Source organism: Desulfovibrio sp. 7SRBS1 (genome assembly GCF_049723905.1).
Taxonomy (GTDB): domain Bacteria; phylum Desulfobacterota; class Desulfovibrionia; order Desulfovibrionales; family Desulfovibrionaceae.
Genome location: NZ_JBJKFD010000001.1, coordinates 3,050,382 through 3,073,082, shown reverse-complemented (window position 1 = coordinate 3,073,082; position 22,701 = coordinate 3,050,382). Strand labels below are relative to the sequence as shown.

The following is a 22,701-nucleotide window of genomic DNA, read 5'->3' as shown; positions in this document are numbered from 1 at the left end:
CCGCTAGCGTGCCGTTATAAACATTCCCCCCCATAGCGCGGGCTGTTCAGAACGGTACGAAAGCAAGGCGCAAGGGATATTTAAACGCGAAGTGTACTCTTTTCGTACACGAGTGGCTTAAATATTCCGCGGCAACGAAGCTAGCGTGGCGTTCTGGACGGCCAACCTACTTCGCGGGCTGTTCAGAACAGGTAGAAAGCAAGGCGCTAGGAAAATGAAGTCGTGAAGTGTGCTCTTCCGCACATGAACGATCTTCATTTTCCGCAGCAACGAAGTTAGCTGCCTATTATGGGCAGCCCTACCCCCCAAAAGCCCTACTCCCCAGAAGGCTTGCGCCGCCTCCGCCTCTTCCTCTGCGCATCACCGTCCGACTGCCCCGAATTCTGCCCAGACGACTTCGGGCCGCCTTTCGGCCCAGGCTTGGGTCCGGACGACTTGGGTCCGCCTTTGGGCCCCGACGACTGTCTGGGCTTGCGGCCGCCGTCTCCGCGTCCTTTGCCGCCCGACTTGTACGGGGCGGGACGGGAATCTTCCAGGGGCGGGGCGGGCGGAGCCGCGTGCAGGGACTGCTGGTAGTATTCGTCCAAAAGCATGGTCAGCAGGTGCATCTCGTCTTCGGTCTGGCTCAGCTCGTGGGCAAGTTTCACAAAGCGGAGCATGCGCTCGGAACGCAGGCCCGTCACACTACGCATCTTGGATTCGATAAGCGCGATAAGGCGTTCGGAAACAACCTTTTCCACATCTTCGTCCGTGGGCAGGGCGCACTCTTCGATGTTGATGCTGTACTGTTGGGCAATGCGGTCCAGCGTGACCTTTTCCATGGTGTCCACCAGGGAGGTGGCATTGCCTGCCGCACCTGCGCGGCCTGTACGGCCTGCCCTGTGGATGTAGATTTCATGGTCGTCCGGCGGTTCGTAAATATACACGTGCGACAGGTTGGGGATGTCGATACCGCGCGCGGCCAAATCCGTTGCCACCAGCAGGCGCAGCTTGCCTTCGCGGCTGCGGCCCAAAATCTGCTCGCGCTTGTTCTGGCGCAGGTCCGCGGTAATGGCCTCGGCATCGTAGCCGAAGTTTTGGAGCACGGTTGCCAGATACTCCACCGTGGCCTTGGTATTACAGAAAATGATGGCCGACTCTGGATTGTCCATTTCAATAAGCCGGATAAGGGCGCGGTCCTTTTCCATGCGCGGCACGTTCACATAGGTGTGGTGCGTGCTGGCCACGTAGACCATGTCGCTGGAAAGGCTGAGAAATTCATGGTCGTGCATGAACTCGCCGCCAAGCCGCTTTACACTGGGCGGATAGGTGGCGGAAAACATGAACGTGGCGGGCTTGTAATCGGGCATATAGCGCTGGATCTGCTTCATGTCCGGGTAAAACCCGATGGAAAGCATGCGGTCGGCCTCGTCAAAAATAAGCGTGTGCAGACCGTCCAGGCGCAGGTTGATGTTCATAAGATGGTCCAGAATACGGCCCGGAGTGCCCACAACCAGATGCGCGCCTTCGCGGAAGGCATCGGTCTGCTGCTTGTAGCCTACGCCGCCGTATACCTCCACAACGTGAATGCCCGTGTCTTTGGACAGCACGCGGGCTTCGTGGGCCACCTGCTTGGCCAGCTCGCGCGTGGGAACCAGAATGAGCACCTGGCAGACCGGATCATCCGGGTCTATGCGGTACAGGGCAGGCAAAAGAAAGGCACCGGTTTTGCCGCTGCCTGTACGGGACTGGACCATGAGGTCCTTCCCTTCCAAAAGATACGGCATGGCCTTGGCCTGCACGGGCATGAGGTCGTTCCACCCGGCGCGAACCGAGGCCTCGCGTATGCTTTCGGGAAGTTCGGAAAAAACCGCCTCGGGAAGCAGTTCCTTTTCCGGCATGTCGGACGCGTCGGACGAAACGTCCCGGCCCGAATCAGTGGTTGAAATTTCTTGGTCTGTCATAAATGAGATATACCTCTTAGAGTGTTGCGCACCGGCAGGCCGGAAAATATGGCCTCCACGAGACATTCGTCGCGGAGCGCGTTTTCCATGATGTTCTTCGCTGCTGTTGCCGCATTCTTAATGGATTGGAAGAACGGTACCGGCGCACAGGAATGAAATATTATAATCAGGTCGCGGCTTTCATGCAGGGCAAATAATTGCTGCAAACTCCCTGTGAATAAGTCAGCAAATCATTTGAAGCAACCCCCCGCCTTTTGCAGGAATCTTCCCGGGCCTTGTTTCGCGTCCGTTCCATTCGCTGTATTACAAAGGACGCAGCCTGCGCGGCCCATAACATGGTGGGCATCACACTATATTATCCCCAAGGCCTTTGCCCAGGCCCCCACCACCAGCAGGGCCGTGCTCACGCCCAGAACCGTCTGGACCGCTCTCCCCGGCGTGCCGCGCCGCAGCAGCCACCCCGCAACAAGGCCGAACAACAACCCCAGCCCGAAACCAAACACATGCGCGCCGATATCCGTGTTCTTTCCGCCCAGCCCCAGCAAGGCAAGCAGCCCCACTGCCGCGCCCACCGGAACCCAGCGCGCCCGGCCATGCATTCCTGGTCCTAATACCGCGCGCATGGCACCAAGCATTCCGGCGGCTCCGAAAACCGAAGTTGAAAAGCCTATGGAATGGTGTCCCGGTCCGTGTGCCCAGGCGTTCACAAGATTGCCGAGCACACCGCACAGGATGACCAATGCCCAGCCCAGGCCGCTGCCCGTCTCGCGGCAGACAAACACGATGAACACCCCGCCTATGAGGATGTTGCCCGCAATGTGCGCCATATCCCCGTGCAGGGTCAGGGCGGTGACCGCCCGCCACCACTCGCCGTGCAAAATGGCCTGGGAGTCCGCAATGCCCTGGTTCATCCAGATGTGCGGATACAGCCCCAGGGACGGCAGAACCGCCCCGGTCAGGGAGTGGAACAGAAACAGCAAAGCCAGCACCAGCAGGGTTGCCCGCGCACTGCCTGCAAATTCGCGCCGCAGCTCGGCCCGGCGGCGTGGACGGTTCTCCCGCTCGTACGCGGAAATTTCAGCAAGGGCCCGGTCCAGATCGGCCTGCGGCACGGCCACGGTCCACCCTTTGGGAGTGCGCCCTATGTAATGGTCCAGCCCTCTGGACTGCAATACCAGCGACCACTCGTTGGCCAACTCCATGGGCAGCCCCATGGGCAAATTGACGGACTGCATACCGCCGCACCCGCCATCCTCGTCGCCACCGTTCCTGTAAGACCGCGCCCCGCACTCCTCGCCGTGGGGTGAAATGGGCAGGTCGATCCACACCTCGCCGGAAGAATGGCCCATGGATTTGTTTTGGGGCTGAGGAGTCGTCGGATTATCAGGCTCGTTCATGGGCTGCTGGGGATGGTTTTGGCCTGCCCCCCGGGCCGGCTTTCGCAACAGACCAGGGGAATCTTCGCGGGACCGGCTGCGTCCCCTGTATTCCGATCTGACCACGGGCGTGCGGCGAAACATCAGGCATCTCCAGTGCATACGTGTACTGGACTACCATACCTTGAATCATCCATAGAAGATACCGGGTACGGGCGCATATTATATGTTTGGCATATCACGAACCGCATAGGCTGCATGTAAAAAGGCCACGGCGAAATCCTCCGCCATGGCCTTGCAAACAACTGTTTATGTACGTCCTACAGGTTCTGGTCGCCGCGCCAGGCTGCCCAGTCCTCGCGGGTACGGGCGGCATAGAGTTCCTTGCGCATCTTCTTGGGAGCGCGCCGGTTCAGCGCGGGCATGAGGCCGAAGTTGGCATTGCTGGGCTGGAATTTCTTTACCGGGCGGCGCAAATGGGCCATGAGCGCGCCAAGTGCCGTGGTTTCGGGCGCGTGTCCCACGCCCGCACCCAGGTGCAGGCCAAGCCACATGCCGCAGGCCGCGGATTCCAAATAGCCTTCCACACCGGTGATTTGCCCGGCCAGGTGCACCTTGGGAACCGATTTCAGGGAAAGATCCGGGTTCAGCACTTCGGGCGCATTCACATAGGTATTGCGGTGGATGGACCCCAGCCGCAGAAATTCCGCGCCTTCCAGCCCGGGAATCATCCGGAAGATGCGCTTCTGTTCCGGGTAGGTCAGCTTGGTCTGGAACCCGACCATGTTGAAAGCGGTCTTGTCCTTGTTCTCGGCCCGCAGCTGCAGCACGGCATACGGCTGCTCCCCGGTTTTGGGATCAACCAGACCAACCGGCTTGAGCGGTCCGAAGGCCAGGGTCATCTCGCCGCGCTCGGCCATGACTTCCACAGGCATGCAGCCCTCAAAGTGGATTTCCTTTTCAAATTCGCGCGGTATGACTTTTTCCCCGTCCACCAGGGCCTGCACAAAGGTCTTGTACTCCTGCTCGGTCAGCGGGCAGTTCAGGTAGTCCGTATCTTCGGGCAGGTAGCGCGAGCCCCAGAACGCCTTGTCCATGTCCACGCTGGCCGCGTCCACAATGGGGGCAATGGCGTCGTAAAAATAAAGTCCAGCACCATTCTTGCCGTCGCCGATCCGCTTTTTCAGGTCATCGGAAAGCGCCTCGCTTGCCAGCGGCCCGGCTGCCAACACAATCTTGTCCACATCCATCAGGCGCGGATCTTCCAGGCTGGTGATTTCCTCGCGAATCAGGGTGATGTTTTCATGCTCTTCCAAAACATTGGTGACAAAGCGGGCAAATTCGGTGCGGTCCACGGCCAGGGCCTTGCCCGCCGGAATCGCAGTAGCGCGCGCCGCCTGCATGATGAGGCTGTCCAGGGAGGCCATTTCTTCCTTCAACAGGCCAATGGCTGTCAGCTCCTCGCTGGAGCGGAAGGAATTGGAACAGACCAGCTCGGCCAGCAGGTCGGTTTCGTGGGCCGGGGTGGTACGCTCGGGACGCATCTCGAACAGCGTGACCCGTGTATTGTGTCGGGCAAGCTGCCAGGCGCATTCGCATCCGGCCAGCCCGCCTCCGATAACGGCAATGTGTTGCATGTATTGTACTCCCATTCCCGGTAAACCGGGTGAATATGGTCATTTCCTCCCATGGTATGCCCACAAAGTAAATAGCGGAGAATGAAGGCCGTCCGATTTTAGGTCCTGGCGGCGTTACAACGAGTTTTCGTTTCGCGGGCCGTATCTAAAATACTGTCCTCGCTCACGAAAAATAGTTGTGCCTTGCCAGGACCAAAACTCGAACGGCCTTAAACGATGGCTGGGAACCGATAAATTTAAGAAGAAAAGAAGATTAAAAAAGAGGCGGGAATCTTCCAGGCGGCTCAAAAAGGTCTGGATGCGAGGCGCCAGGAAAATTCAATCGCGACGTGTACTCTTCTTGTACACGAGCGACTTTAATTTTCCGCAGCAACGAAGCAGACGGGCCTTTTTCAGCCGCCTGCTAGTCTACCAGTCCCTGCTCGCGCAGATACGTGACAACGCGTGAAGCATTCGCCCCACCCATATTCCCTGCCATAACGGTTGCCAGAGTGCAGGTTTCCAGAATCTCGTCCACACTGGCGCCATGCTCCAATGCGGCCAGGGTCTGGAAGAGCATGCACCCCCGGCAGCCATGGCTGATGCCCACGGCCAGGGCCATAAGGCGTTTGGCCTTGCCTGTCAGAAACCCGTCCTTGAAGATTTCCGCATTGATGCCTTCGTAATGCTCCTTGAATTCCGGGGAGCTGGCCTTGATAACTGCAAAACTATCAATGGTGGTCTGGCGCAATTCGGTTTGGTTTTCCATTGTTCTATCCTTTGGTTGCGAGGTTAAAGATGAGAGAACCAATGCAAGCAGGGTAGAAAGAGAATATATATTTGACAAACGAATAGTTTTTATTCAATCCATGAGAAATACTTATTCATTGGAGCCATCCTGTGCGATTGCCTTTGGAACTGATGCAGACCTTTATTGCAGTGGCGGAAACGCTCAGCTTCACCCATGCTGGCGAGCGCGTGGGACGCACCCAGTCGGCAGTGAGTTTGCAGATCAAACGATTGGAAAGCGAAGTGGGGCAGGCGCTGTTTATCCGCGAGGGACGCGGCGTATCCCTGAGTGCAAAGGGCAGTCTGCTGCTGCCCTATGCCCGAAAAATGGCCCGCCTGGAGCAGGAGGCGCTGTCTGTTCTTTCCAGCCCGGAAATGCAGGGGAACGTGTCGCTGGGCATTCCGGAAGACTACGCCAGCAGCATGCTGCCCAAGGTACTGGCCGACTTTGCCGCCACCCATCCCAGGGTGTGCGTGCACATGGTCAGCGCTCCCAGCGACCAACTTATTGTGCAACTGCGCCGGGGCGAGCTGGACCTGGCCGTATGCAACCTGCCGGAATACAACAGCGAGAACGGCACCAGCCAGGACGGGGAAATAATTTATCAGGAGGCTGCGGTCTGGGTGACGTCACAGCACCACGACGCACACAAGCGCGACCCGCTTCCCCTGGCCGTATTTCACCACGGCTGCCTGTTCCGCCGCTGGGCCATACAGGCCTTGGAGCGCATCGGCCGGAGCTACCGCATTGCCTACATCACCCCCAGCGTCGGCGGAATATTGGGTGCGGTGCGGCAAGGGCTGGCCGTGGCCCCCATAGGCCGCTCCACTTTGGGCGAAGGAGTGACCATTCTGGACCGTTCGGACGGCTTCCCTCGCCTGCCTGTCGCCAATGTCACATTGCACCGCAAGGTGCCTGCCCGCCCCCAAGGCGACAAGGGACAAAGCGCCGCACCTGTGCAGGATGCTCTCGCGAGCCATATCATCCGTGCCTTCCAATGAAGGCCGGGAATGAAGGGCGCGCTAGTTTGAACACCGGCTACGTTGCAGGCGATTTTCATTTCGCGGGCCGTATCTAAAAATACTGTCCTCGCTCATGAAAACCACCTGCGCCTTGCCGGAGCCCAAACTAGCGCGCCCTCGGACGCTGGCTGGGGGGAAAGGTTTATGAAGAAAACAAAAGCAGAAACAGAAAAGGCAGTGCTCCTAAACTCCTATCTTCCAGGCGGCTCAAAAAGGTGTGAAAGCAAGGCGTGAGTCTTTCACAGGTTCCGAAGTGTATTCTTTTATACACGAGGGTTCTGGGAAAAATGAAACAACGCCGCTAGCGCATCTTTTTGAGCCGCATGGAGAAGCAACGAAGTTATTGTGCCTTTCTCAGCCGCCTGAGTTGACAGTGGGATACGAACGTAAATAGAAACCTCCACGGTGACGCTAGAAACAGCAAGCAAAGGAGACTCGACATGCCCACCAAGGTTGAAACCACCAAGGCACCCGATGCCATAGGTCCGTATTCCCAGGCCATGCAGATTGCCGGTCTTTTGTTCACATCCGGCCAGCTTCCCATCGACCCGGCTACCGGCAAAATGCCCAAAGACATTGCCGGGCAGACCCGTCAGTCGTTGGAAAACGTAAAGGCCGTTTTGGCAGAGGTCTATACCGGCATGAAGAACGTCATCAAGACAACGGTATTTTTAAGCGACATGGACAATTTTGCGGCCATGAACGAAGTATATGCCGAGTATTTCAGCGCTCCTTTTCCGGCCCGGAGCTGCGTTGAAGTAGCCCGTCTGCCCAAGGACGCATTGGTGGAAATCGAGGTTATTGCTGAGAAGTAACACCTGGTTGGGGTCGCCGGATACGTTCGACGACCCCATGTGCTTGCCTCTGCTGAAACACCATAGGCCAAAAGGGGAAAATTCCTCGGATTTGCTCTCCTCGTCCGTCGCCGCCCTCTGGGCAGTCTGCTGACCAGCAGACTGATCAGAGAGCGCACGCCCAAAAGCCCTGCTGTTTCCCAAAAAAATCAAGGCCCTTTGCATCTTTTTGAGCGAAGGGCCTTTTTTCGTAGCAGGAACGCGCTGGCGCCTTTCCCGGCAACGGAAAAACAGCGTTTTTTTGGCTCTGCTGCCAATCCCCCCCCCTTGTCCACACTGCCTAAGTATTTCCAAATTTCTTAGAAAATATACTCTATTTATTTGAAATACGTAGTTTTTTAGCTTTTGAATAAATATATCAAAAAATGCTCGAATTATTCAAACTGCTATGATAAAAAATTATCAACACAAAGACAAAAGTTGCAATACGATTTTCTTGAAGTGAAACAAAATTCGCAAACAAAGGAGACAACATGCCTACAAACGTAAATACCGACAAAGCTCCCGGAGCCAAACTGGATATATTCATGTTCCTGGAAGGATTTTATAACAGGAAACGGCGGCATGCCGGAATCGGTTATAAAAGCCCGGTGGAATATGAAAACATCCACCAGGCTAAAAGTAACGTAGCGGACTAACCTCTCAGAGAATGTCCATTTTTTCTATGGCACTTCACTGGTGAGAAAGGTGCGAGAGCAAAACGGGAGTCTTTCCCAGGTTCCGAAGTGTATTCTTTCATACACGAGGGTTCTGGGAGAGACGAAGCAACGCAGCTATCGTGCCTTTCTCACCCGCCTGCGGGGCTATTCGTCTTTAAGGTCTCGTGCCATCAACTCCCGCACAGCAAGCGCAGGATCCTTTCCATTGTACAGGACCTCGTAGACATTCTCGGTGATAGGCAGGTCGACTTTGAGCTTTCTGCCCAAATCGCGCACGGCTTCGGTGGTTTTCACACCCTCGGCCACCATTTTCATCTGGGAAAGGATGTCCGGGAGCTTTCGGCCCTTGCCCAGGCTCAGGCCCACCTGACGGTTGCGGGAAAGTTCGCCGGTGCAGGTCAGGACCAGGTCGCCCATGCCTGCCAGCCCCATGAAGGTTGCGGGATTGGCCCCCATGGCCTTGCCCAGGCGGCTCATCTCGGCCAGCCCCCGGGTGATAAGGGCGGCGCGGGCATTGGTGCCGAAGTCCAGGCCGTCGGCAATGCCCGCGGCAATGGCAATGATGTTCTTGATGGCTCCGCCCAGCTCCACGCCTTTGAAGTCGGGGTTGGTGTAGACCCGGAAATAGTCGTTGCTGAAGGCGTCCTGAAGATCCTGGCCCAACCGCTTGTGAACGCAGCCCAGAGCCACGGCGGCAGGCATGCGCCGGGCAACCTCCTGGGCGAAACTGGGCCCGGAGAGCATGGCGTAGCGTGGATTGAGGTCGCCCACGGTCTGCTCCACCACTTCGGACATGGTGCACATGGTTTCCAGCTCTATGCCCTTGTTGGCGCACAAAATGGCCGGACGTTCGGGCAAAAGAGGTTTTACCTCCTGCAACACGCCGCGGAAAAATTGGGACGGAACCACGAACATGGCGCAGTCCGTATTTTCAAGGGCAACACCATAATCTGTCGTTGCCCTCAGTTTTTCGTGCAGGGTAAGGCCGGGAAGATACCAGGTGTTTTCCCGGTTCTTCTCTATTTCGTCCAGCAGCTCCTGCTTGCGCAGCCAGAGCCTGACGTCGTGGCCGTTGTGGGCCAGCAGATCTGCCAGGGCCGTGCCCCAGCTGCCGCCCCCGAGGACCGAAAAGATCATGTATACGCCTCCATTGGCAGAAAAAAGGAGCGCACTTGTGGCGTCCGTTCAATTCGTATCATTCTGAATAAACAAGCAGCGGCACGTCACCGGCTGGCACATGGTCCGCCATGCACCAGCAAAAGCGGTGTGAACCTGATTAACCGCTTTTCCGAATCGCGGTCCTCCACAAAATACATAAACGTATTCTGCTGACATACCGCCAGGTTAATCTGGCCCGGTACTTCTGGCAAGCCGCCTTGCAATGCGTGTTGCCGGGTACGGTTACAGCCCTTTTTTTGCCATGCCCTGCAAAATCTGCCTGAAAACCACGTTTCCCGTACGCTTCACAATGAACGCTCCGGGGCACTCCGGACGGCCATTCCGGCGCACGTTTTGAACGAACACCATGTGAACGGACATCCGTGCGTTAGCGCACCATTACTGCGTGGCCTGATTGCGCTCGCGGATCTGCCAATGCCCTTCGGGAATTTCCACAAACATGTCGGCTTCGGCCTTGGGCACGGGAATGACGAGCATGAGCCGGTTGCTGGGTTCCATCCAGTACATTTCCCCAAACATTCCCTTGGTTACGGCCTTGGGGCTCACCCCCAGATGCGCGGCAATCTGCTTTACCGCGGAACCGATGGTTATCATGGCGCTGCGGCTGAATTCCACATCCCATGGATGGACGCGGTGGGCAGCGTGGTCCTCGTGCTCTACTTGCCTGGTGATGTCTTCGGCTGTGTTGGTATTCATGGCGGTCTCCTCTGCGGCGGCAAATGCGCCGGAATTTTGAATCCGCCTTGAACATTGCAAGAAAAGTTCCTATTCTGTGGATAAACTGTGCATAAATCCATTGGTGTGGAAAAATATAATGCCCCAAATTATCACCAAGACTCATTAGGCTCCCTTCAGCAGAAAACAGGCGTCCCCTCAAACTGCCGAAACAACGCCAGCCAACGGCTCAAACTACAGGATTTCGCCTGGCTAAAGCCGATCGAAATGTATGCCCAATTCACCGGGTGCCACCCAGCAGATAGGCCCGTGCCCCCCTTCCAACAGGGTAGTCTGGGCAAACGCCTCTCCCACGCGGATGCGGCTTCCCTTGTGCAAAACATGTTCGGTTTCGTGGTGCAGACGCATTCCGGCAGGGGAAAGGTCTCTCAGGCTGGAACGAAGAAGCAGTCCTTGGTCAATGCGGACATACACATACTGCCCGTTCCGGGACGGAAACAAACGGCGTAAAACCCGGCGACGTTCTTTGGCAGTGGAACCGGCGTACGGATTGAACATGAGGTTTCCTTCGGCATGGGGAGAAATGCCAGGAAGGCTGCCTACCCAAGGTCGCCTGCATGGTCAAGCAAGGTCGCGATTATGCTGAATGTTTCCGCACCCATTGGGACAATTTGTCGGCCTCCTGCAGCAGGGCGGGATAGTCCAAAGTCAAAAACTTGCCGTCCCTGTAAATGGTCTCGCCCTGCACCATGGTAAAGCAGACCTCGCCCCCGGTTGCGGCGTACACACAATGGGAAGGTGCATCGTACAGGGGGCGCATGTTCGGCTTGTCCAGGTCCAGGGCGGTCATGTCCGCAGGACAGCCCGGCGCTATGTGGCCCAGTTCGGGCCAAAGCAGGCAGGCGGCGGACCCTTCCGTTGCCATGGTCAGCACATCCCCGGCAGGCAAGGCCGTAGGGTCCAGGGCATGGACCTTTTGCAGCAGGGCCGCGGAGGTCATTTCCCCGAACATGTTCAAATTGTTGTTGCTGGCCACTCCGTCCGTGCCCAGCCCCACCACAGCTCCTGCCCCCAGCAACGCGGGTATGGGCGCAACCCCGGAAGCCAGTTTCATGTTGCTTTCCGGGTTGTGGGAAATTTTACAGCCCGTCTTGACCAGCAGCCGGATTTCCCGCTCGCTCAGGTCCACGCAATGGTCCAGCAGCGTACGCGGGGTAAGCAGCCCCAGCTTTTCCAGGTGTTCTATGGGGCGGTTGCCCAAATTTTCCAGACATTGGAGGGTTTCTGCCTTGGATTCCGCCGCATGCAGATCGAACAGGGAGTCCATCTCCTCGGCCAGCGCAAAACAGCGGGTCAGCAGCTCCGGCGTGGTAAGGTAGACGGAATGCGGCTTTACCGAGGCCCGCATACGGGGATGGTCGCGGCAGATATCAAAGAGTTCGCGCACCACGTCAAAGGATTCATCCACCGAGCCATAGGCGGGAGTGGGAAACATGAACTGAACCTCGCCCAGAACCGCCCGCATGCCGGAGTCGTCCACGGCCCGGGCCACGCCTTTTTCCAGCAGGTACATGTCGCAGAAGGCCGTTGTGCCCAAGGCCATCATTTCGGCGCAGCCCAGCAGCGCCCCCATGTACACGATCTCCTCGGTAAGGTTCTGCTCCACAGGGAAAATATGCTCGTTCAACCAGGTCAAAAGGGGCAGATCATCGGCCAGGCCGCGCAGGTAGGTCATGGCCACATGGCTGTGGGCATTGACCAGACCGGGCATCAGCAGGCAGTTGCCCAGCTCCTCCACATGGTCGGAGGCAAATTCGGCCATAATGCGGCTGCGCGAACCATATGCCAGAACCTGCCCGCCCCCCACGGCCACGGCTGCGTCGGCAATTGTTTCCGAACGGCTGGAAGGAAGAAGAAGGTTGGAACAGACGATGCTTTGGCAGACGGTACGGTCCATGATGCTTTCCCGGCGTGATGGGTTGATGTGGACAGGTCTCCTGAAGTGCGAAACTTGTATCCGCCACAACGGCGTATGTCTATCGTGTTTGGTCAGCGCTTGAAAACATCGGCAGCCTCTGCCGACGATCTTTCCAGCCGATATTCTTTGATTTCCACCCAAAATACAGGAAAACCCCACTACACAAAAACAAACAATAGGCTATGATCCGGTATTAAGTGAAAACCCATTCACAATGCAGGCCAAAACACGTATTCTGCATGAGGGGGGCCGGACCACCATGCGCATTCTCATTGTCGACGATACCGAGTCCAATCGCATTCTTTTGGAAGCCATGCTCCGGGGGGGAGGGTACACCAACGTACTTTCCGCCTCCTGTGCTGCCAAGGCTTTTGAAAAGCTCGAACTGGACAGACCCGCCAGCGACCTGGCCGACGAACTCCCCAAAGACCTCCCATGCAACGGGGTCGATCTGATCCTCATGGACATCATGATGCCCGGCATCAACGGCATAGAGGCCACCCGCACCATAAAAAACCACCCGCACGGGCAGTTCATCCCGGTCATCACCTGCACGGCATCCCCGGAGGAAATGCATATCAATGCCGCGTTCGAGGCCGGAGCCGCGGATTTCATCACCTGGCCGGTCACCAAGGTGGAACTTCTCGCCAGGGTGCGCTCCGCCCTGCACCTGAAGCAGGAAATAGACATCCGAAGACAGCGCGAGAAGGAACTGTTGCGCCTGGCAAAAGAACTCTCCACTGCCAATGAACGGCTGACCATGGCGAACCTTATGCTGCAACGCCTCAGCGCCATCGATCCCCTTACCGGCATCCCCAACCGCCGCGGCTTTGAAGCCACCTATGCGAAAAGCTGGAGCATGGCCGTTCGCCACCGCCGAAGCCTTTCCCTGCTGCTTGTGGATATCGACCACTTTAAAAAGTTCAACGATACCTGCGGCCACCAGCAGGGAGACGAATGCCTGCGCCGCATCTCCGCCGCCCTGTCCTCCTGCCTTCACCGCCCGCAGGACAGCGTTTCCCGTTACGGGGGCGAGGAGTTCATCATCGTCCTGCCCGAAACCGACGCCCAAGGCGCTTCCTATATTGCCGACAGAATCCGCCAGACCCTGGGCAAGGAAGACATTGCCCACCCGGGCCTGGATTACGGAAGAAGCGTGACCGTATCCATCGGGCTGGCATCCATGATTCCCAGCCTGGGAGACGACCCTAAAAAACTTATAGAAATGGCGGACATGGCCATGTACGACGCCAAACGATCCGGCCGTGACAGATGCTGCGCCTTTTGCCAGGAAGAACTTCCGATCATCTTCTGAACCGCCTACAGCACCCGGTTTTCCCTGGCTTGCGCCTCACCCCCCTTGCAATACATTGGCAATCCCTTTATTTGTAAAGAGATACTGGATCTCTATCCAGACCACGCCCCCCAGCAATTCAGGACGAAGCCTCGGGACTGTTACGGTGCTTCGCTGCCACTGACGGATACGAACCAGACCGAAAGGAGTGGGTATGTCAAGCGAAGAAACTTCTGTTCTTCGTAAATTCGTAGCACCTGAATTCGTTTTCGGCCCCGGGGCCATGCGACTTGCAGGACAGTATGCGGCAAATCTGGGCGGGCGGAAGGTTCTTTTGGTAACGGACGAGGCCATGCTGTCCCTTGGCTGGGCCGAAAAGGTCAGACAGACTCTGGAAGGGGCGGGCCTTCCCTATGAAATTTTCTCCCATATTACTGCCAACCCCCGCGACCACGAAATAATGGAAGGGGCGGCCTTTGCCGCACAAACCAAATGCGACAGCATTGTCGCCGTGGGCGGAGGCAGTGTTCTGGACGCGGCCAAGGGCATAGGCATCGTCGCCGTCAACGAACAGGACATCATCTCCTTTGAAGGCGTGGACAACGTCCCCAAACCCGGCCCCCCGCTCATCTGCATACCCACCACGGCGGGAAGTTCCGCGGATGTTTCGCAGTTTTGCATTGTCAACGACACCACCCACCAGGTTAAAATAGCCATTGTCAGCAAAACCATGGTTCCGGACGTGGCCCTCATAGACCCTGTGGCTACCACGTCCATGACCACCGAGCTGACGGCACACACCGGGCTGGACGCGCTGACCCATGCCATAGAAGCCTATGTTTCCAATGCCAACTCGCACATAACCGACCTGCATGCCCTGGAGGCGGTACGGATCATCTCCGCCAGCCTGGCAAAGACCATAGCCTCGCCCCAGAACCTGAAGTACCGTGAAAACATGATGTTGGGCAGCATGTACGCCGGGCTTGCCTTTTCCAACGCCATTCTGGGCGCGGTGCACAGCATGGCCCACAGCCTGGGGGGCCTGCTTGACCTGCCTCACGGCCTGTGCAATGCCCTGCTGTTGGAACATGTGGTTCTGTACAATTTTCCCGCTGCAGTGGACCGGTACACAACTCTGGGCCGGGCAATGGGAGCCGAGATTTCGGACCAGGAACCTGAAGACGTCAAACGCGAGGCAGTGGCCAGCATCATCCGCACTCTTAAAGAAAGCGTGGGGGTTTCCGGTGGCCTGAGCGACCTTGGCGTACGGCCCGAGGATATACCCGATTTGGCTGCCAAAGCCGTTAACGATCCATGTATTTTGACCAACCCGGAAAAGGCTGATGCCGAAGATATTGCGAACATATTCCTCCGCGCACTCTAACGAAGAAACACCTTCCGACGCCCGCTCCGCAACCGGAACGCATGAAACTTCCGGAGAGCTTGAAACACGGCTCAGCGATCTGGAAAGGTTCTGTCTTCTGCTGGATCAAAGCGGAGACACCATCTTTCTGGTAAGTGGAGACAACGGCTCCATTGTGGATGCCTACGGAACACAGGGGCTGTTCCACCGGCATCGGGAAGAATTCATCGGGCAAAGCGTAGAACGGGTGTTCACTCCCAGCGCCTCGGGCAAGTTCCACAAGGCCCTGGTTCGGGGCGGAGGCCGGATAGTTCTGGAGTCCGACCACACCTGCATGAGCTACCAGGGCCGAAACGCCCCGCCCGTGGAAATGAACGTCCGCATCATCTCCATGGACGGTAAAAAGTACGCCCTGCTCCTGGCCCGCAATATTTCCCAGCGCAAGGATGCCGAACGCGCCCTGCGCCTGGCCGAGGAAAAATACCGCTCCATCTTCGAACATGCCGTGGAAGGCATTTTTCAAACCTCGCCCACAGGCTCCTTTCTGAGCGCCAACCCGGCAATGGCGGAAATGCTCGGTTACGACTCGCCCGAGGATCTGAGGACCTATGTGCTGGACCTGCCCAGCCAGCTCTATGCAGAGTCCGGCGACCGGTCCGAACTTCTGGCAAAACTGGAAAAATTCGGGTCTGTCCGCAACTTCGAGAGCCGCTTCATCCGCAACGACGGGACACGCATATGGGTTTCCATAAACGCCCGGCTCGCCGTCAACGAAGCCGGAGAAACCGAGTATATCGAAGGCTCCATCATCGATATAACCAACCGCAAGCTTTCCGAAGAACAGATCATCAAGGCCCATTTTGAGCTGGAACAGCGGGTGGAGGAACGGACCTCGGAACTGACCCAGGCCAACAAACAGCTGCACAAGGAAGTGGAAGAGCGCACCCGCACCGAAAAACGCTATCGCCTGGCCAAAGAACAGGCCGAAGCCGCCAACCGGGCGAAAACCGAATTCCTCTCCCTGGTCTCGCACGAGCTGCGCACTCCGCTTACCGCCATTTACGGCTTTGCCAAGATCATCGAAAAAAAGCTGGAAAAAAACTTGCAGCCCGCCCTGAACATGGACTCCCCCAAGGTGGGAAAGGCGTTTTCCCAAATTACGGAAAACGTGGACATCATCGTACGCGAAGGGCGGCGGCTGACAGACCTTATCAACGATCTGCTGGACCTTTCCAAATACGAAAGCGGACAGGCGGATTTCCAACTTTCCCCAGTGGACATGTGCGCTTCCGTCAACCAGGCCATTGCCGCATGCAGCCCCCTGTTCCGGGAAAAGCGGGTGGAGCTGGTAAGCACTGTTCCCCCGGATACCCCAAAGGTCATGGCGGATCAGGCCCGCCTGCTCCAGGTGCTCATCAACCTTTTGTCCAATGCCGCCAAGTTCACGGACCACGGCCGGGTTGAATGCAGCGCGCACGTGGGCAACAAGGAACTGCTGGTGCGCATCCAGGATTCGGGCATCGGCATCCCGCACGACAAGCTGGAAACGATTTTTGAAAAATTCAGACAGGTCGGCGACCACCTCAGCGACCGCCCCAAGGGAACAGGGCTGGGCCTGCCCATCTGCCGCCAGATTGTCAGCCGCTTCGGAGGCCGCATCTGGGCGGTGAGCACATTGGGCGAGGGGAGTATTTTCAATTTCACCATCCCCATGGTTTCTTCAGGCAGCTGAGAAAGGCACGTTAGCTGCGTTGTTTCGCCTCTTTCAGAACCCTCGTGTATAAAAGAATACACTTCGGAACCTGAAAAGAGACTCACGCCTTGCTCCCGCACCTTTCTCAACTGCCTGCACTATCTGGATAATTTAAGACGGCTCCAGAACAGGCCGTTTTTTTGTTGTTACTCCAGATACAAACCATACGGATGTGCCTGGAATAACGTGAAGTACGGAAAAGGACAGACGCGTTCAAGCTGCAGAAAAAAGGCACGTTAGCTGCGTTGTTTCACCTCTTTCAGAACCCTCGTGTATAAAAGAATACACTTCGGAACCTGAAAGAGACTCACGCCTTGCTCCCGCACCTTTCTCAACTGCCTGCACTATCTGGATAATTTAAGATTAAAACGCGGATGCTGGAAAAACACGATAACGGCCTCGAATATCTCTCGTGCCTTGTTCTCGCCCCTTTTTGAGCAGCCTGCATTATAATGGTAAATTAAGACGGCTCCAGAACGGGCCGTCTTTTTGTAGCCGAAACTAAAACTTAAAAAATAGATAAAAACAAACAGTTAACCAACACGCGATTAACAGCCCTTTTTCTTACTTGCTCTCCCTTCCACCCCGCAGACGTGGCTGGGATGAGGCAAAGGGCGGGAAGGGCCAGGCGCAAGCCTTTCCCAGGTTCCGACGCGTATTCTTCAATACGCGAGGGTTCTGGGAAAGACGACGCAACGCCGCCATTCCTCCCTTTGCCTCATCCCAGCCCGTATTTTTGCATTTTTCGGTATAAGGTTTTGCGCCCTATACCCAGGGCGCGCGCGGCCTGCTGCCGATTGCCGTTGAAAAATCCCAGCGCCCGGTCGATGTGCATCCGCTCCATATGCTCCAGGGACAACACATGCCCCTCTGCCTGCTCATCGCACCCCACGCCAAGCTCTTTGGGAAGCGAACTGCGGGTGATGACGCCCTTTTCCGAAAGGATGATGCTCCGTTCCAGCACGTTGCGCAGTTCCCGCACATTACCGGGCCAGGAATAAGCCAGCATATTCTGCATGGCTTTTTCGCTCACCGTGCACATGCCCTGGCCCATCTGCTTCCCAAGGCGCCCCAGAAAGTGTTCCACCAGCAGGGGAATGTCTTCCTTGCGCTCGTTCAGTCCGGGCAGTGCGATATTGAACACGTTGATGCGGTGGTAAAGCGCCTCGTGAAAACGTCCGGCTTCCACTTCTTCGGCCAGATTGCGGTTGGTGGCGAACAGGAACCGGATGTCTACCCGGCGTTCGTCCTTTTCCCCCACCCTGCGGTAGGTCTGGGCTTCGAGAACGCGCAGGAGCGAGGCCTGCACTTCCAGGGGCAGTTCGCCTATCTCGTCCAGAAAAAGGGTGCCGGTGTGGGCAAAGGTCATAAGCCCTTCCCGGTTGTCTGTTGCCCCGGTAAACGAGCCCCTGGTGTGGCCGAAGAGTTCGCTGCGCGCCAGTTCCTTTTGCAGGGTTGCGCAGTTTTTGATGATGAGCGGGGTGGCCGCCCGCTGGCTACGGGCATGGAGACACCGTGCCACCACGTCCTTGCCCGCGCCCGAGTCTCCGGTAATGAGCACGGGCACGTCCGTGGGCGCGACCTTTTGGATGAGGTAGCGGACTTCCTTGATGGATGCGGAGTTGCCCACCAGCTGGCTGTGCGTGGACTGGGACGTGGTGTGCTTCAGGCCCCGGACTTCGCGCTGCAGGCAGACGCGTTGCCAGGCCCTATCCACCACCAGCTCCACCTTGTCCAGACGGAACGGCTTGGTGATGTAGTCGTAGGCCCCAATACGCATGGCTTCCACGGCGTTGTCGATGTTGCCGTGTCCGGTGATGAGTATGACTTCCAGATCGGGAAAAAGATCCTTCAACTCGACAAGCAGGTCCAGGCCGTCGCCGTCGGGCAGGCGCAGGTCGGATATGACCACGTCGTATTGGCTCTTGCGTACCAGCTCACGCGCCTGTTGGACATCCCCGGCCGTATCCACGCTGCGCTCGGGGGTGGAAAGCTCTTTTTGCAGCAGGCGAAGAATGGACTCTTCGTCGTCCACGACCAAAACTTTATACGAATCACGCACGCTCATCTTCCGTTTGGATTGGCAGTTTGACGGTGAAGTTGGACCCTTCGCCCGGCTCGCTGTGTTGAACGAAAATTTCTCCACCATGGTCACGCACTATGTTGAAACAGGTGGAAAGGCCTATGCCTATGCCCTTGCCCACGGGTTTGGTGGTAAAAAACGGCTCGAAAAGCATGTCCAGGTTTTCCTGCGGAATGCCGCAGCCCGTATCGCATACGGAAAGGCCCACATACCCGTCTTTTCTGCAGGCGGTGCGGACGCTGATGGTTCCTTCTTCACCCACGGCGTCCAGGGCGTTGGTCAGCAGATTCAACGTCACCTGTTTGAGCTGGGCTTCGTCGCCCTGGATAAGGGGCAGTTCCGGGTCCAGCCCCACCTTGAGGTTTACGGCATTGCGCTTGCGCAGCTGGTGGTGCAGCAGCTTCAGCGTATCGCGCACCACATTGTTCAACCCCACATGGGTGAACTCTGCGGATATGGGACGGCTGAAGGTCAGCAGGGTCTGGACAATCTCCTGGCAGCGGTTGCACTCCTTGAGAATGGTGTCCGTATATTCGATAAGGTCGTCGGAAAGTTCGGTGGATATGGTGTCGGGCAATTTTGCCAGCCGCCGCTGGATGCCCTCGGCAAACCCGGAAACCGCGGCCAGCGGATTGTTGATCTCGTGCGCCACACCGGCAGCCAGCACGCCGATGGTGGCCATTTTCTCGGCCTGGTAGAACTTGGCCTGGTATTCCTTTTCCAGGGTCACATCCCGCTTGAAGATGAGCACCCGGTGTTCTTTCCACTCCGGGTTTTTCAGGGGCGAGGCCACCATGTCGAACTGGCGGTTGCGGCCGCTAATGCGGAAGATGGCGGTTTCCCTGCACACGCTATTGGTGTTCAGGGAGCGGAAGGCCGGACACTCGGGGCAGGGCTTCCCGGTATGGCGAAAGATGCTGTAGCAGGTTTTGCCAATGGGGTTGATGCCGGGAAAAATATCCTCGAACACGCGGTTTACGGAAATGATGCGCAGGTCTTCGGAAAGCACCATCATCACGTCGGTAATGCCGTCCAAAATGGCCGCGATTTCCCGGCGCTGGTTCTCGGACTCCCGGTTGGTGGCCCGGAGTTGCTTGATGCTCTGCTGCAATTCCTGAAAAAAGTTGAGCTTGCTGTGCTCAATGCCCACAAGATCTTCAAGCGTGGTCAGCAGTTCCATTACCAAGACTCCCGGCAGATGGACATGAGGTCGCTCCAGGCCGCGTACCGTGGGTTGGTTACCGCACAGGCATCATACAGGGCCATGCGGCATATCTGGTCCAGGCTGGACTTGTCCGGGATCAGCTCGCGCAGTCGCACGGGCACATCCAACCCCGCAAACAGATTGGTGAGATGATCGCAGGTCCAATGGGCCAACTCTTCTGATGTTCCCTTGTCGTGCTTCATGATGGTCCGGCTGATATTGGCCAGCTTTTCCGTGCAGGCCGGGATGTTGTACCGCATCACCACAGGCAGAAGCACGGGGTGGACCATGCCGTGCATGACGTCGAACCTGCCGCCCAGCGAATGGGCCAGGGCGTGGGTGATGCCCAGCCCGGCGTTGCTGAACGACATGCCCGCCGCGGTGCTGGCAATGGAGAGCTTTTCCAGGGCCTTTGGATTTTTGGTCTGGATGGCGTCGCCCAGATTTTCCAGGATGAGACGCATGGCCATAAGGGCCTGATTTTCCGTAAACGGTGAGGCCAGCTTGGACAGGTAGGACTCGATGGCATGGGAAAAGGCATCCACGCCCGAGGCGATAATGAGCTCACGCGTCATGGTGACGAGCAGGCTGGGGTCGATAATGGAAATATTGGGCACCAGGGTACGGCTGATGATGGACATCTTCACCTGGCGCGCCACATCGGTGATGATGCTGTACTGGGTAACGTCCGAACCGCTGCCTCCGGTGGAGGGGATAAAGATCATGGGCGGCAGAGGGTGCTGGATGCGGTTGGCCCCTTCATAATCGCTTATCTTGCCGCCGTTTCCCACCAGGGTTCCAATGCCCTTGGCCGCATCTATGGGGCTGCCCCCGCCCAGGCCGATAATGACGTCGGCCTGGTTTTCCATGTAGATTTTCGCGCCCTTGTGCACCTGCCAGTCGCGCGGGTTGGAATCCACTTCGTTGAAATAGACACACTCCAGGCCGTCTTCGGCCAAAATGCGTGTGACCACATCGACCCATCCAACCTTTTCCAGGCCGGAATCGCTGACAAGCAGGACGCGTTGGGCGCCGAGACGCCTGGCGCAGGGTGCCAGATGTTTGATGCTGCCGTTGCCGAATATTATTTCCGGAACAGCGAATTTTGTTATCTCCATCCCTTTTCCCGTATTCCCCTATTTCCCCAAATCAAAGAGGCTCTTCACATCAAAAGCGGGCAGACCAGTGTTTGTGAAAAACAACGAATCCGGCGAAAAATGCGACTGTCTGGATGAAATAACCGTCTCCGACAAATGGGGATAGGTATCTTTACCATGTAACGGGTAAAGGAGCAAAATTTCAGATATTCTGCATGTCGTGGAACCAAAAAACTCGGAAAATGGCGGCCCCTGTGGCCCCGCAGGCGGCCTGGGCTAATTCAGCCCCATGAACTTGCGGCTCATTTCCGCGGCATAGTGGTCGCTCATGCCCGAAACATAGTCCAGGGCAGCCATGCACATCCAATAGCGGCTCTTTTCCCGCTGCAGAATGTCGTCCACCAGATCCTTTCCTAGGATGCAGCCCAGTTTTCCCCGTCCGGCGGCGCTGTTGCCGGAACACGCCCGGTCGGCCTCGCGCATGATGGTTTCCAGCAGCACGCCCAGGGTGTTCTGCGCGCCTATTTCCAGTATGATCTTGCGCTTGGACAGGAACAACCGCTCCTCGATGGAATCGTACAAATCGTAGATTTCACGGCACACGCCGCTTTCGCCGATATCCATCAACCCCTTGCCCGGGTCGAAGCTGCCGTCCATGATGGCGGCGTAGTGCTGCTTGAAAGCGGCAACCACCTCCTGCGTGGCCCTGTTGATGAGGGTTGCGCGCAGCCTGCTGTTTCTCTGGCGGAAATGCTGGGCAAGGTATTTTTCATACTTGTCCTGGGACAGGTCCAAGGCGTGGCGAAAGGAATCGACCATGAAGTTGTGTTCCAGAATGCCGACCTCGGTGGCGTCTTCAATGTCTATGATGCGGTAGCAGATGTCGTCCGCCGCCTCGGTAAGATAGGCCAGCGGGTGCCTACACAGCACGCCGTTTTCTCCCAAAAGCCCCAGCTCGTCCTGCAATTTGTCCATCAGATTTTTTTCAGACTGGAAAAAATTGAACTTGTCCTTGGTGGTGCACTTGGCAGAAAGCCAGGGATACTTGAGCAGCGTTCCCAGCAGGGCGTAGGTCATGTTCATGCCCGTGCGCACAAACCCGGTGCTGGCCAGAATGCGGAAGGACATGGCATTGCCGTCAAAACGAGTGAAGTCGGACTGTTCCTCTGGGGGGAGATCGTCGATGTACCTGTGGTTGTCCTTGAACCAGTCCTTGATGGCGTTCTCGCCGCTGTGGCCAAAGGGCGGATTGCCGATATCGTGGGCAAGGCAGGCGGCATGCACAAGCTGCCCCACCTGATGGGGAAGAACATCCGCGGGCAGTTCGCCCATGTCCTGCAGAAAATAGCCCACTTCCTCGCCCAGGCTGCGGCCCACGCTGGATGTTTCCAGGCTATGGGTCAGCCGGGAATGGAGATGGTCGTTCTCGTTGAGCGGGTGGACCTGCGTCTTTCTTGCCAGACGCCGGAAATGGTCGCTGAAGATGATGCGGTCGATATCGCGCTGAAAATCACTGCGGCCATACCTTGGGTCGGGCCTAGATTCCGGTTGGGTTTGGGGAACGGAAGAAGGGTATGGACGGTCCGAGGAAAGAAGGCTGTCCCACTGCATGGAAGAAGATGCCGACATAGTGTTTCTCTTTGCCCTGATTGGATGTGGTTTCAACTGCATGCGGATTGTGCCAGCAATTCCCCGCGGCATCAATTCGGGAACCCAGGCAAAACAGACAAGGGCATAAGAAAAGCCCGGCCATGGACAACCCATGGCCGGGCCGGGAATTCCTTACACAATATTTAAGCCGGATATACCACCGAA

General features: G+C 57.1%; 18 protein-coding genes. 6 read left to right on the top strand and 12 right to left on the bottom strand.

The window, feature by feature from the left end; genetic code table 11:
* Positions 1-314: 314 nt before the first annotated feature.
* The 4 genes from ACI0FJ_RS13820 to ACI0FJ_RS13805 form a co-directional block, all read right to left on the bottom strand.
* Complete coding sequence (locus tag ACI0FJ_RS13820) at positions 315-1,943, bottom strand: DEAD/DEAH box helicase (protein ID WP_424304481.1); 1,629 nt, start codon at positions 1,941-1,943, stop codon at positions 315-317.
* Positions 1,944-2,293: 350 nt separating this feature from the next.
* Entirely contained in the window at positions 2,294-3,463 is a 1,170-nt protein-coding gene (locus tag ACI0FJ_RS13815) for a rhomboid family intramembrane serine protease (RefSeq protein WP_424304480.1), read from the bottom strand.
* Between the two features lie 176 nt (positions 3,464-3,639).
* Entirely contained in the window at positions 3,640-4,956 is a 1,317-nt protein-coding gene (trmFO, locus tag ACI0FJ_RS13810; protein ID WP_424304479.1) for a methylenetetrahydrofolate--tRNA-(uracil(54)-C(5))-methyltransferase (FADH(2)-oxidizing) TrmFO, read from the bottom strand.
* A 403-nt stretch (positions 4,957-5,359) separates the two neighbouring features.
* Positions 5,360-5,704, bottom strand: a complete 345-nt coding sequence (locus ACI0FJ_RS13805) for a carboxymuconolactone decarboxylase family protein (RefSeq protein ID WP_424304478.1) — start codon at positions 5,702-5,704, stop codon at positions 5,360-5,362.
* Between the two features lie 131 nt (positions 5,705-5,835).
* On the opposite strand from ACI0FJ_RS13805, the gene ACI0FJ_RS13800 reads away from it, so the two are divergent.
* The 3 genes from ACI0FJ_RS13800 to ACI0FJ_RS13790 all read left to right on the top strand — a co-directional run bounded on the left by ACI0FJ_RS13800 (position 5,836) and on the right by ACI0FJ_RS13790 (position 8,239).
* On the top strand, positions 5,836-6,726 hold the full coding sequence (locus ACI0FJ_RS13800; protein ID WP_424304477.1) for a LysR substrate-binding domain-containing protein: 891 nt from the start codon (positions 5,836-5,838) through the stop codon (positions 6,724-6,726).
* Between the two features lie 461 nt (positions 6,727-7,187).
* Complete coding sequence (locus tag ACI0FJ_RS13795; RefSeq protein ID WP_424304476.1) at positions 7,188-7,562, top strand: RidA family protein; 375 nt, start codon at positions 7,188-7,190, stop codon at positions 7,560-7,562.
* Between the two features lie 512 nt (positions 7,563-8,074).
* Positions 8,075-8,239, top strand: coding sequence for a hypothetical protein (locus tag ACI0FJ_RS13790; protein WP_424304475.1), 165 nt, complete (start codon positions 8,075-8,077; stop codon positions 8,237-8,239).
* Between the two features lie 165 nt (positions 8,240-8,404).
* On the opposite strand, the gene ACI0FJ_RS13785 is transcribed toward ACI0FJ_RS13790, so the two are convergent.
* The 4 genes from ACI0FJ_RS13785 to ACI0FJ_RS13770 form a co-directional block, all read right to left on the bottom strand.
* On the bottom strand, positions 8,405-9,397 hold the full coding sequence (locus ACI0FJ_RS13785; RefSeq protein WP_424304474.1) for an NAD(P)H-dependent glycerol-3-phosphate dehydrogenase: 993 nt from the start codon (positions 9,395-9,397) through the stop codon (positions 8,405-8,407).
* Positions 9,398-9,817: 420 nt separating this feature from the next.
* The gene (locus ACI0FJ_RS13780; protein ID WP_424304473.1) at positions 9,818-10,135 is read right to left on the bottom strand and encodes a hypothetical protein; all 318 of its coding nucleotides are present in this window, start codon (positions 10,133-10,135) and stop codon (positions 9,818-9,820) included.
* A gap of 231 nt (positions 10,136-10,366) precedes the next feature.
* The gene (locus ACI0FJ_RS13775; RefSeq protein ID WP_424304472.1) at positions 10,367-10,672 is read right to left on the bottom strand and encodes a hypothetical protein; all 306 of its coding nucleotides are present in this window, start codon (positions 10,670-10,672) and stop codon (positions 10,367-10,369) included.
* 79 nt (positions 10,673-10,751) lie between these two features.
* Positions 10,752-12,071 carry an amidohydrolase family protein gene (locus ACI0FJ_RS13770; protein WP_424304471.1) on the bottom strand — a complete coding sequence of 440 codons (1,320 nt, stop codon included), beginning with the start codon at positions 12,069-12,071 and terminating at the stop codon, positions 10,752-10,754.
* Positions 12,072-12,351: 280 nt separating this feature from the next.
* On the opposite strand from ACI0FJ_RS13770, the gene ACI0FJ_RS13765 reads away from it, so the two are divergent.
* The 3 genes from ACI0FJ_RS13765 (at position 12,352) to ACI0FJ_RS13755 (ending at position 16,481) form a co-directional block, all read left to right on the top strand.
* The gene (locus ACI0FJ_RS13765; RefSeq protein ID WP_424304470.1) at positions 12,352-13,407 is read left to right on the top strand and encodes a diguanylate cyclase domain-containing protein; all 1,056 of its coding nucleotides are present in this window, start codon (positions 12,352-12,354) and stop codon (positions 13,405-13,407) included.
* A 193-nt stretch (positions 13,408-13,600) separates the two neighbouring features.
* Positions 13,601-14,770, top strand: coding sequence for an alcohol dehydrogenase-like regulatory protein ErcA (ercA, locus tag ACI0FJ_RS13760; RefSeq protein ID WP_424304469.1), 1,170 nt, complete (start codon positions 13,601-13,603; stop codon positions 14,768-14,770).
* Positions 14,730-16,481, top strand: coding sequence for a PAS domain-containing sensor histidine kinase (locus ACI0FJ_RS13755; protein ID WP_424304468.1), 1,752 nt, complete (start codon positions 14,730-14,732; stop codon positions 16,479-16,481). The genes ercA and ACI0FJ_RS13755 overlap by 41 nt, the downstream gene beginning before the upstream one ends.
* Positions 16,482-17,220: 739 nt before the next feature.
* Here ACI0FJ_RS13755 and ACI0FJ_RS13750 read toward each other — a convergent pair.
* The 4 genes from ACI0FJ_RS13750 to dgt all read right to left on the bottom strand — a co-directional run bounded on the left by ACI0FJ_RS13750 (position 17,221) and on the right by dgt (position 22,515).
* Positions 17,221-18,564, bottom strand: coding sequence for a sigma-54-dependent transcriptional regulator (locus ACI0FJ_RS13750; protein WP_424304467.1), 1,344 nt, complete (start codon positions 18,562-18,564; stop codon positions 17,221-17,223).
* Positions 18,557-19,765 (bottom strand): two-component system sensor histidine kinase NtrB, encoded by a 1,209-nt coding sequence (locus ACI0FJ_RS13745; RefSeq protein ID WP_424304466.1) that lies wholly within the window; start codon positions 19,763-19,765, stop codon positions 18,557-18,559. The genes ACI0FJ_RS13750 and ACI0FJ_RS13745 overlap by 8 nt, the downstream gene beginning before the upstream one ends.
* Positions 19,765-20,907 carry an iron-containing alcohol dehydrogenase gene (locus ACI0FJ_RS13740; protein WP_424304465.1) on the bottom strand — a complete coding sequence of 381 codons (1,143 nt, stop codon included), beginning with the start codon at positions 20,905-20,907 and terminating at the stop codon, positions 19,765-19,767. Before ACI0FJ_RS13740 ends, ACI0FJ_RS13745 begins: the two co-directional genes overlap by 1 nt.
* Positions 20,908-21,162: 255 nt before the next feature.
* On the bottom strand, positions 21,163-22,515 hold the full coding sequence (dgt, locus tag ACI0FJ_RS13735) for a dGTP triphosphohydrolase (RefSeq protein ID WP_424304464.1): 1,353 nt from the start codon (positions 22,513-22,515) through the stop codon (positions 21,163-21,165).
* Between the last annotated feature and the right edge of the window lie 186 nt (positions 22,516-22,701).

What these genes read in the sequence shown, in the direction of transcription:
- ACI0FJ_RS13820 (WP_424304481.1), bottom strand. Translation starts at nt 1,943, where the DNA reads ATGACAGACCAAGAAATTTCAACCACTGATTCGGGCCGGGACGTTTCG.
- ACI0FJ_RS13815 (WP_424304480.1), bottom strand. Translation starts at nt 3,463, where the DNA reads ATGTTTCGCCGCACGCCCGTGGTCAGATCGGAATACAGGGGACGCAGC.
- trmFO (WP_424304479.1), bottom strand. Translation starts at nt 4,956, where the DNA reads ATGCAACACATTGCCGTTATCGGAGGCGGGCTGGCCGGATGCGAATGC.
- ACI0FJ_RS13805 (WP_424304478.1), bottom strand. Translation starts at nt 5,704, where the DNA reads ATGGAAAACCAAACCGAATTGCGCCAGACCACCATTGATAGTTTTGCA.
- ACI0FJ_RS13795 (WP_424304476.1), top strand. Translation starts at nt 7,188, where the DNA reads ATGCCCACCAAGGTTGAAACCACCAAGGCACCCGATGCCATAGGTCCG.
- ACI0FJ_RS13790 (WP_424304475.1), top strand. Translation starts at nt 8,075, where the DNA reads ATGCCTACAAACGTAAATACCGACAAAGCTCCCGGAGCCAAACTGGAT.
- ACI0FJ_RS13785 (WP_424304474.1), bottom strand. Translation starts at nt 9,397, where the DNA reads ATGATCTTTTCGGTCCTCGGGGGCGGCAGCTGGGGCACGGCCCTGGCA.
- ACI0FJ_RS13780 (WP_424304473.1), bottom strand. Translation starts at nt 10,135, where the DNA reads ATGAATACCAACACAGCCGAAGACATCACCAGGCAAGTAGAGCACGAG.
- ACI0FJ_RS13775 (WP_424304472.1), bottom strand. Translation starts at nt 10,672, where the DNA reads ATGTTCAATCCGTACGCCGGTTCCACTGCCAAAGAACGTCGCCGGGTT.
- ACI0FJ_RS13770 (WP_424304471.1), bottom strand. Translation starts at nt 12,071, where the DNA reads ATGGACCGTACCGTCTGCCAAAGCATCGTCTGTTCCAACCTTCTTCTT.
- ACI0FJ_RS13765 (WP_424304470.1), top strand. Translation starts at nt 12,352, where the DNA reads ATGCGCATTCTCATTGTCGACGATACCGAGTCCAATCGCATTCTTTTG.
- ercA (WP_424304469.1), top strand. Translation starts at nt 13,601, where the DNA reads ATGTCAAGCGAAGAAACTTCTGTTCTTCGTAAATTCGTAGCACCTGAA.
- ACI0FJ_RS13755 (WP_424304468.1), top strand. Translation starts at nt 14,730, where the DNA reads ATGCCGAAGATATTGCGAACATATTCCTCCGCGCACTCTAACGAAGAA.
- ACI0FJ_RS13745 (WP_424304466.1), bottom strand. Translation starts at nt 19,765, where the DNA reads ATGGAACTGCTGACCACGCTTGAAGATCTTGTGGGCATTGAGCACAGC.
- ACI0FJ_RS13740 (WP_424304465.1), bottom strand. Translation starts at nt 20,907, where the DNA reads ATGGAGATAACAAAATTCGCTGTTCCGGAAATAATATTCGGCAACGGC.
- dgt (WP_424304464.1), bottom strand. Translation starts at nt 22,515, where the DNA reads ATGTCGGCATCTTCTTCCATGCAGTGGGACAGCCTTCTTTCCTCGGAC.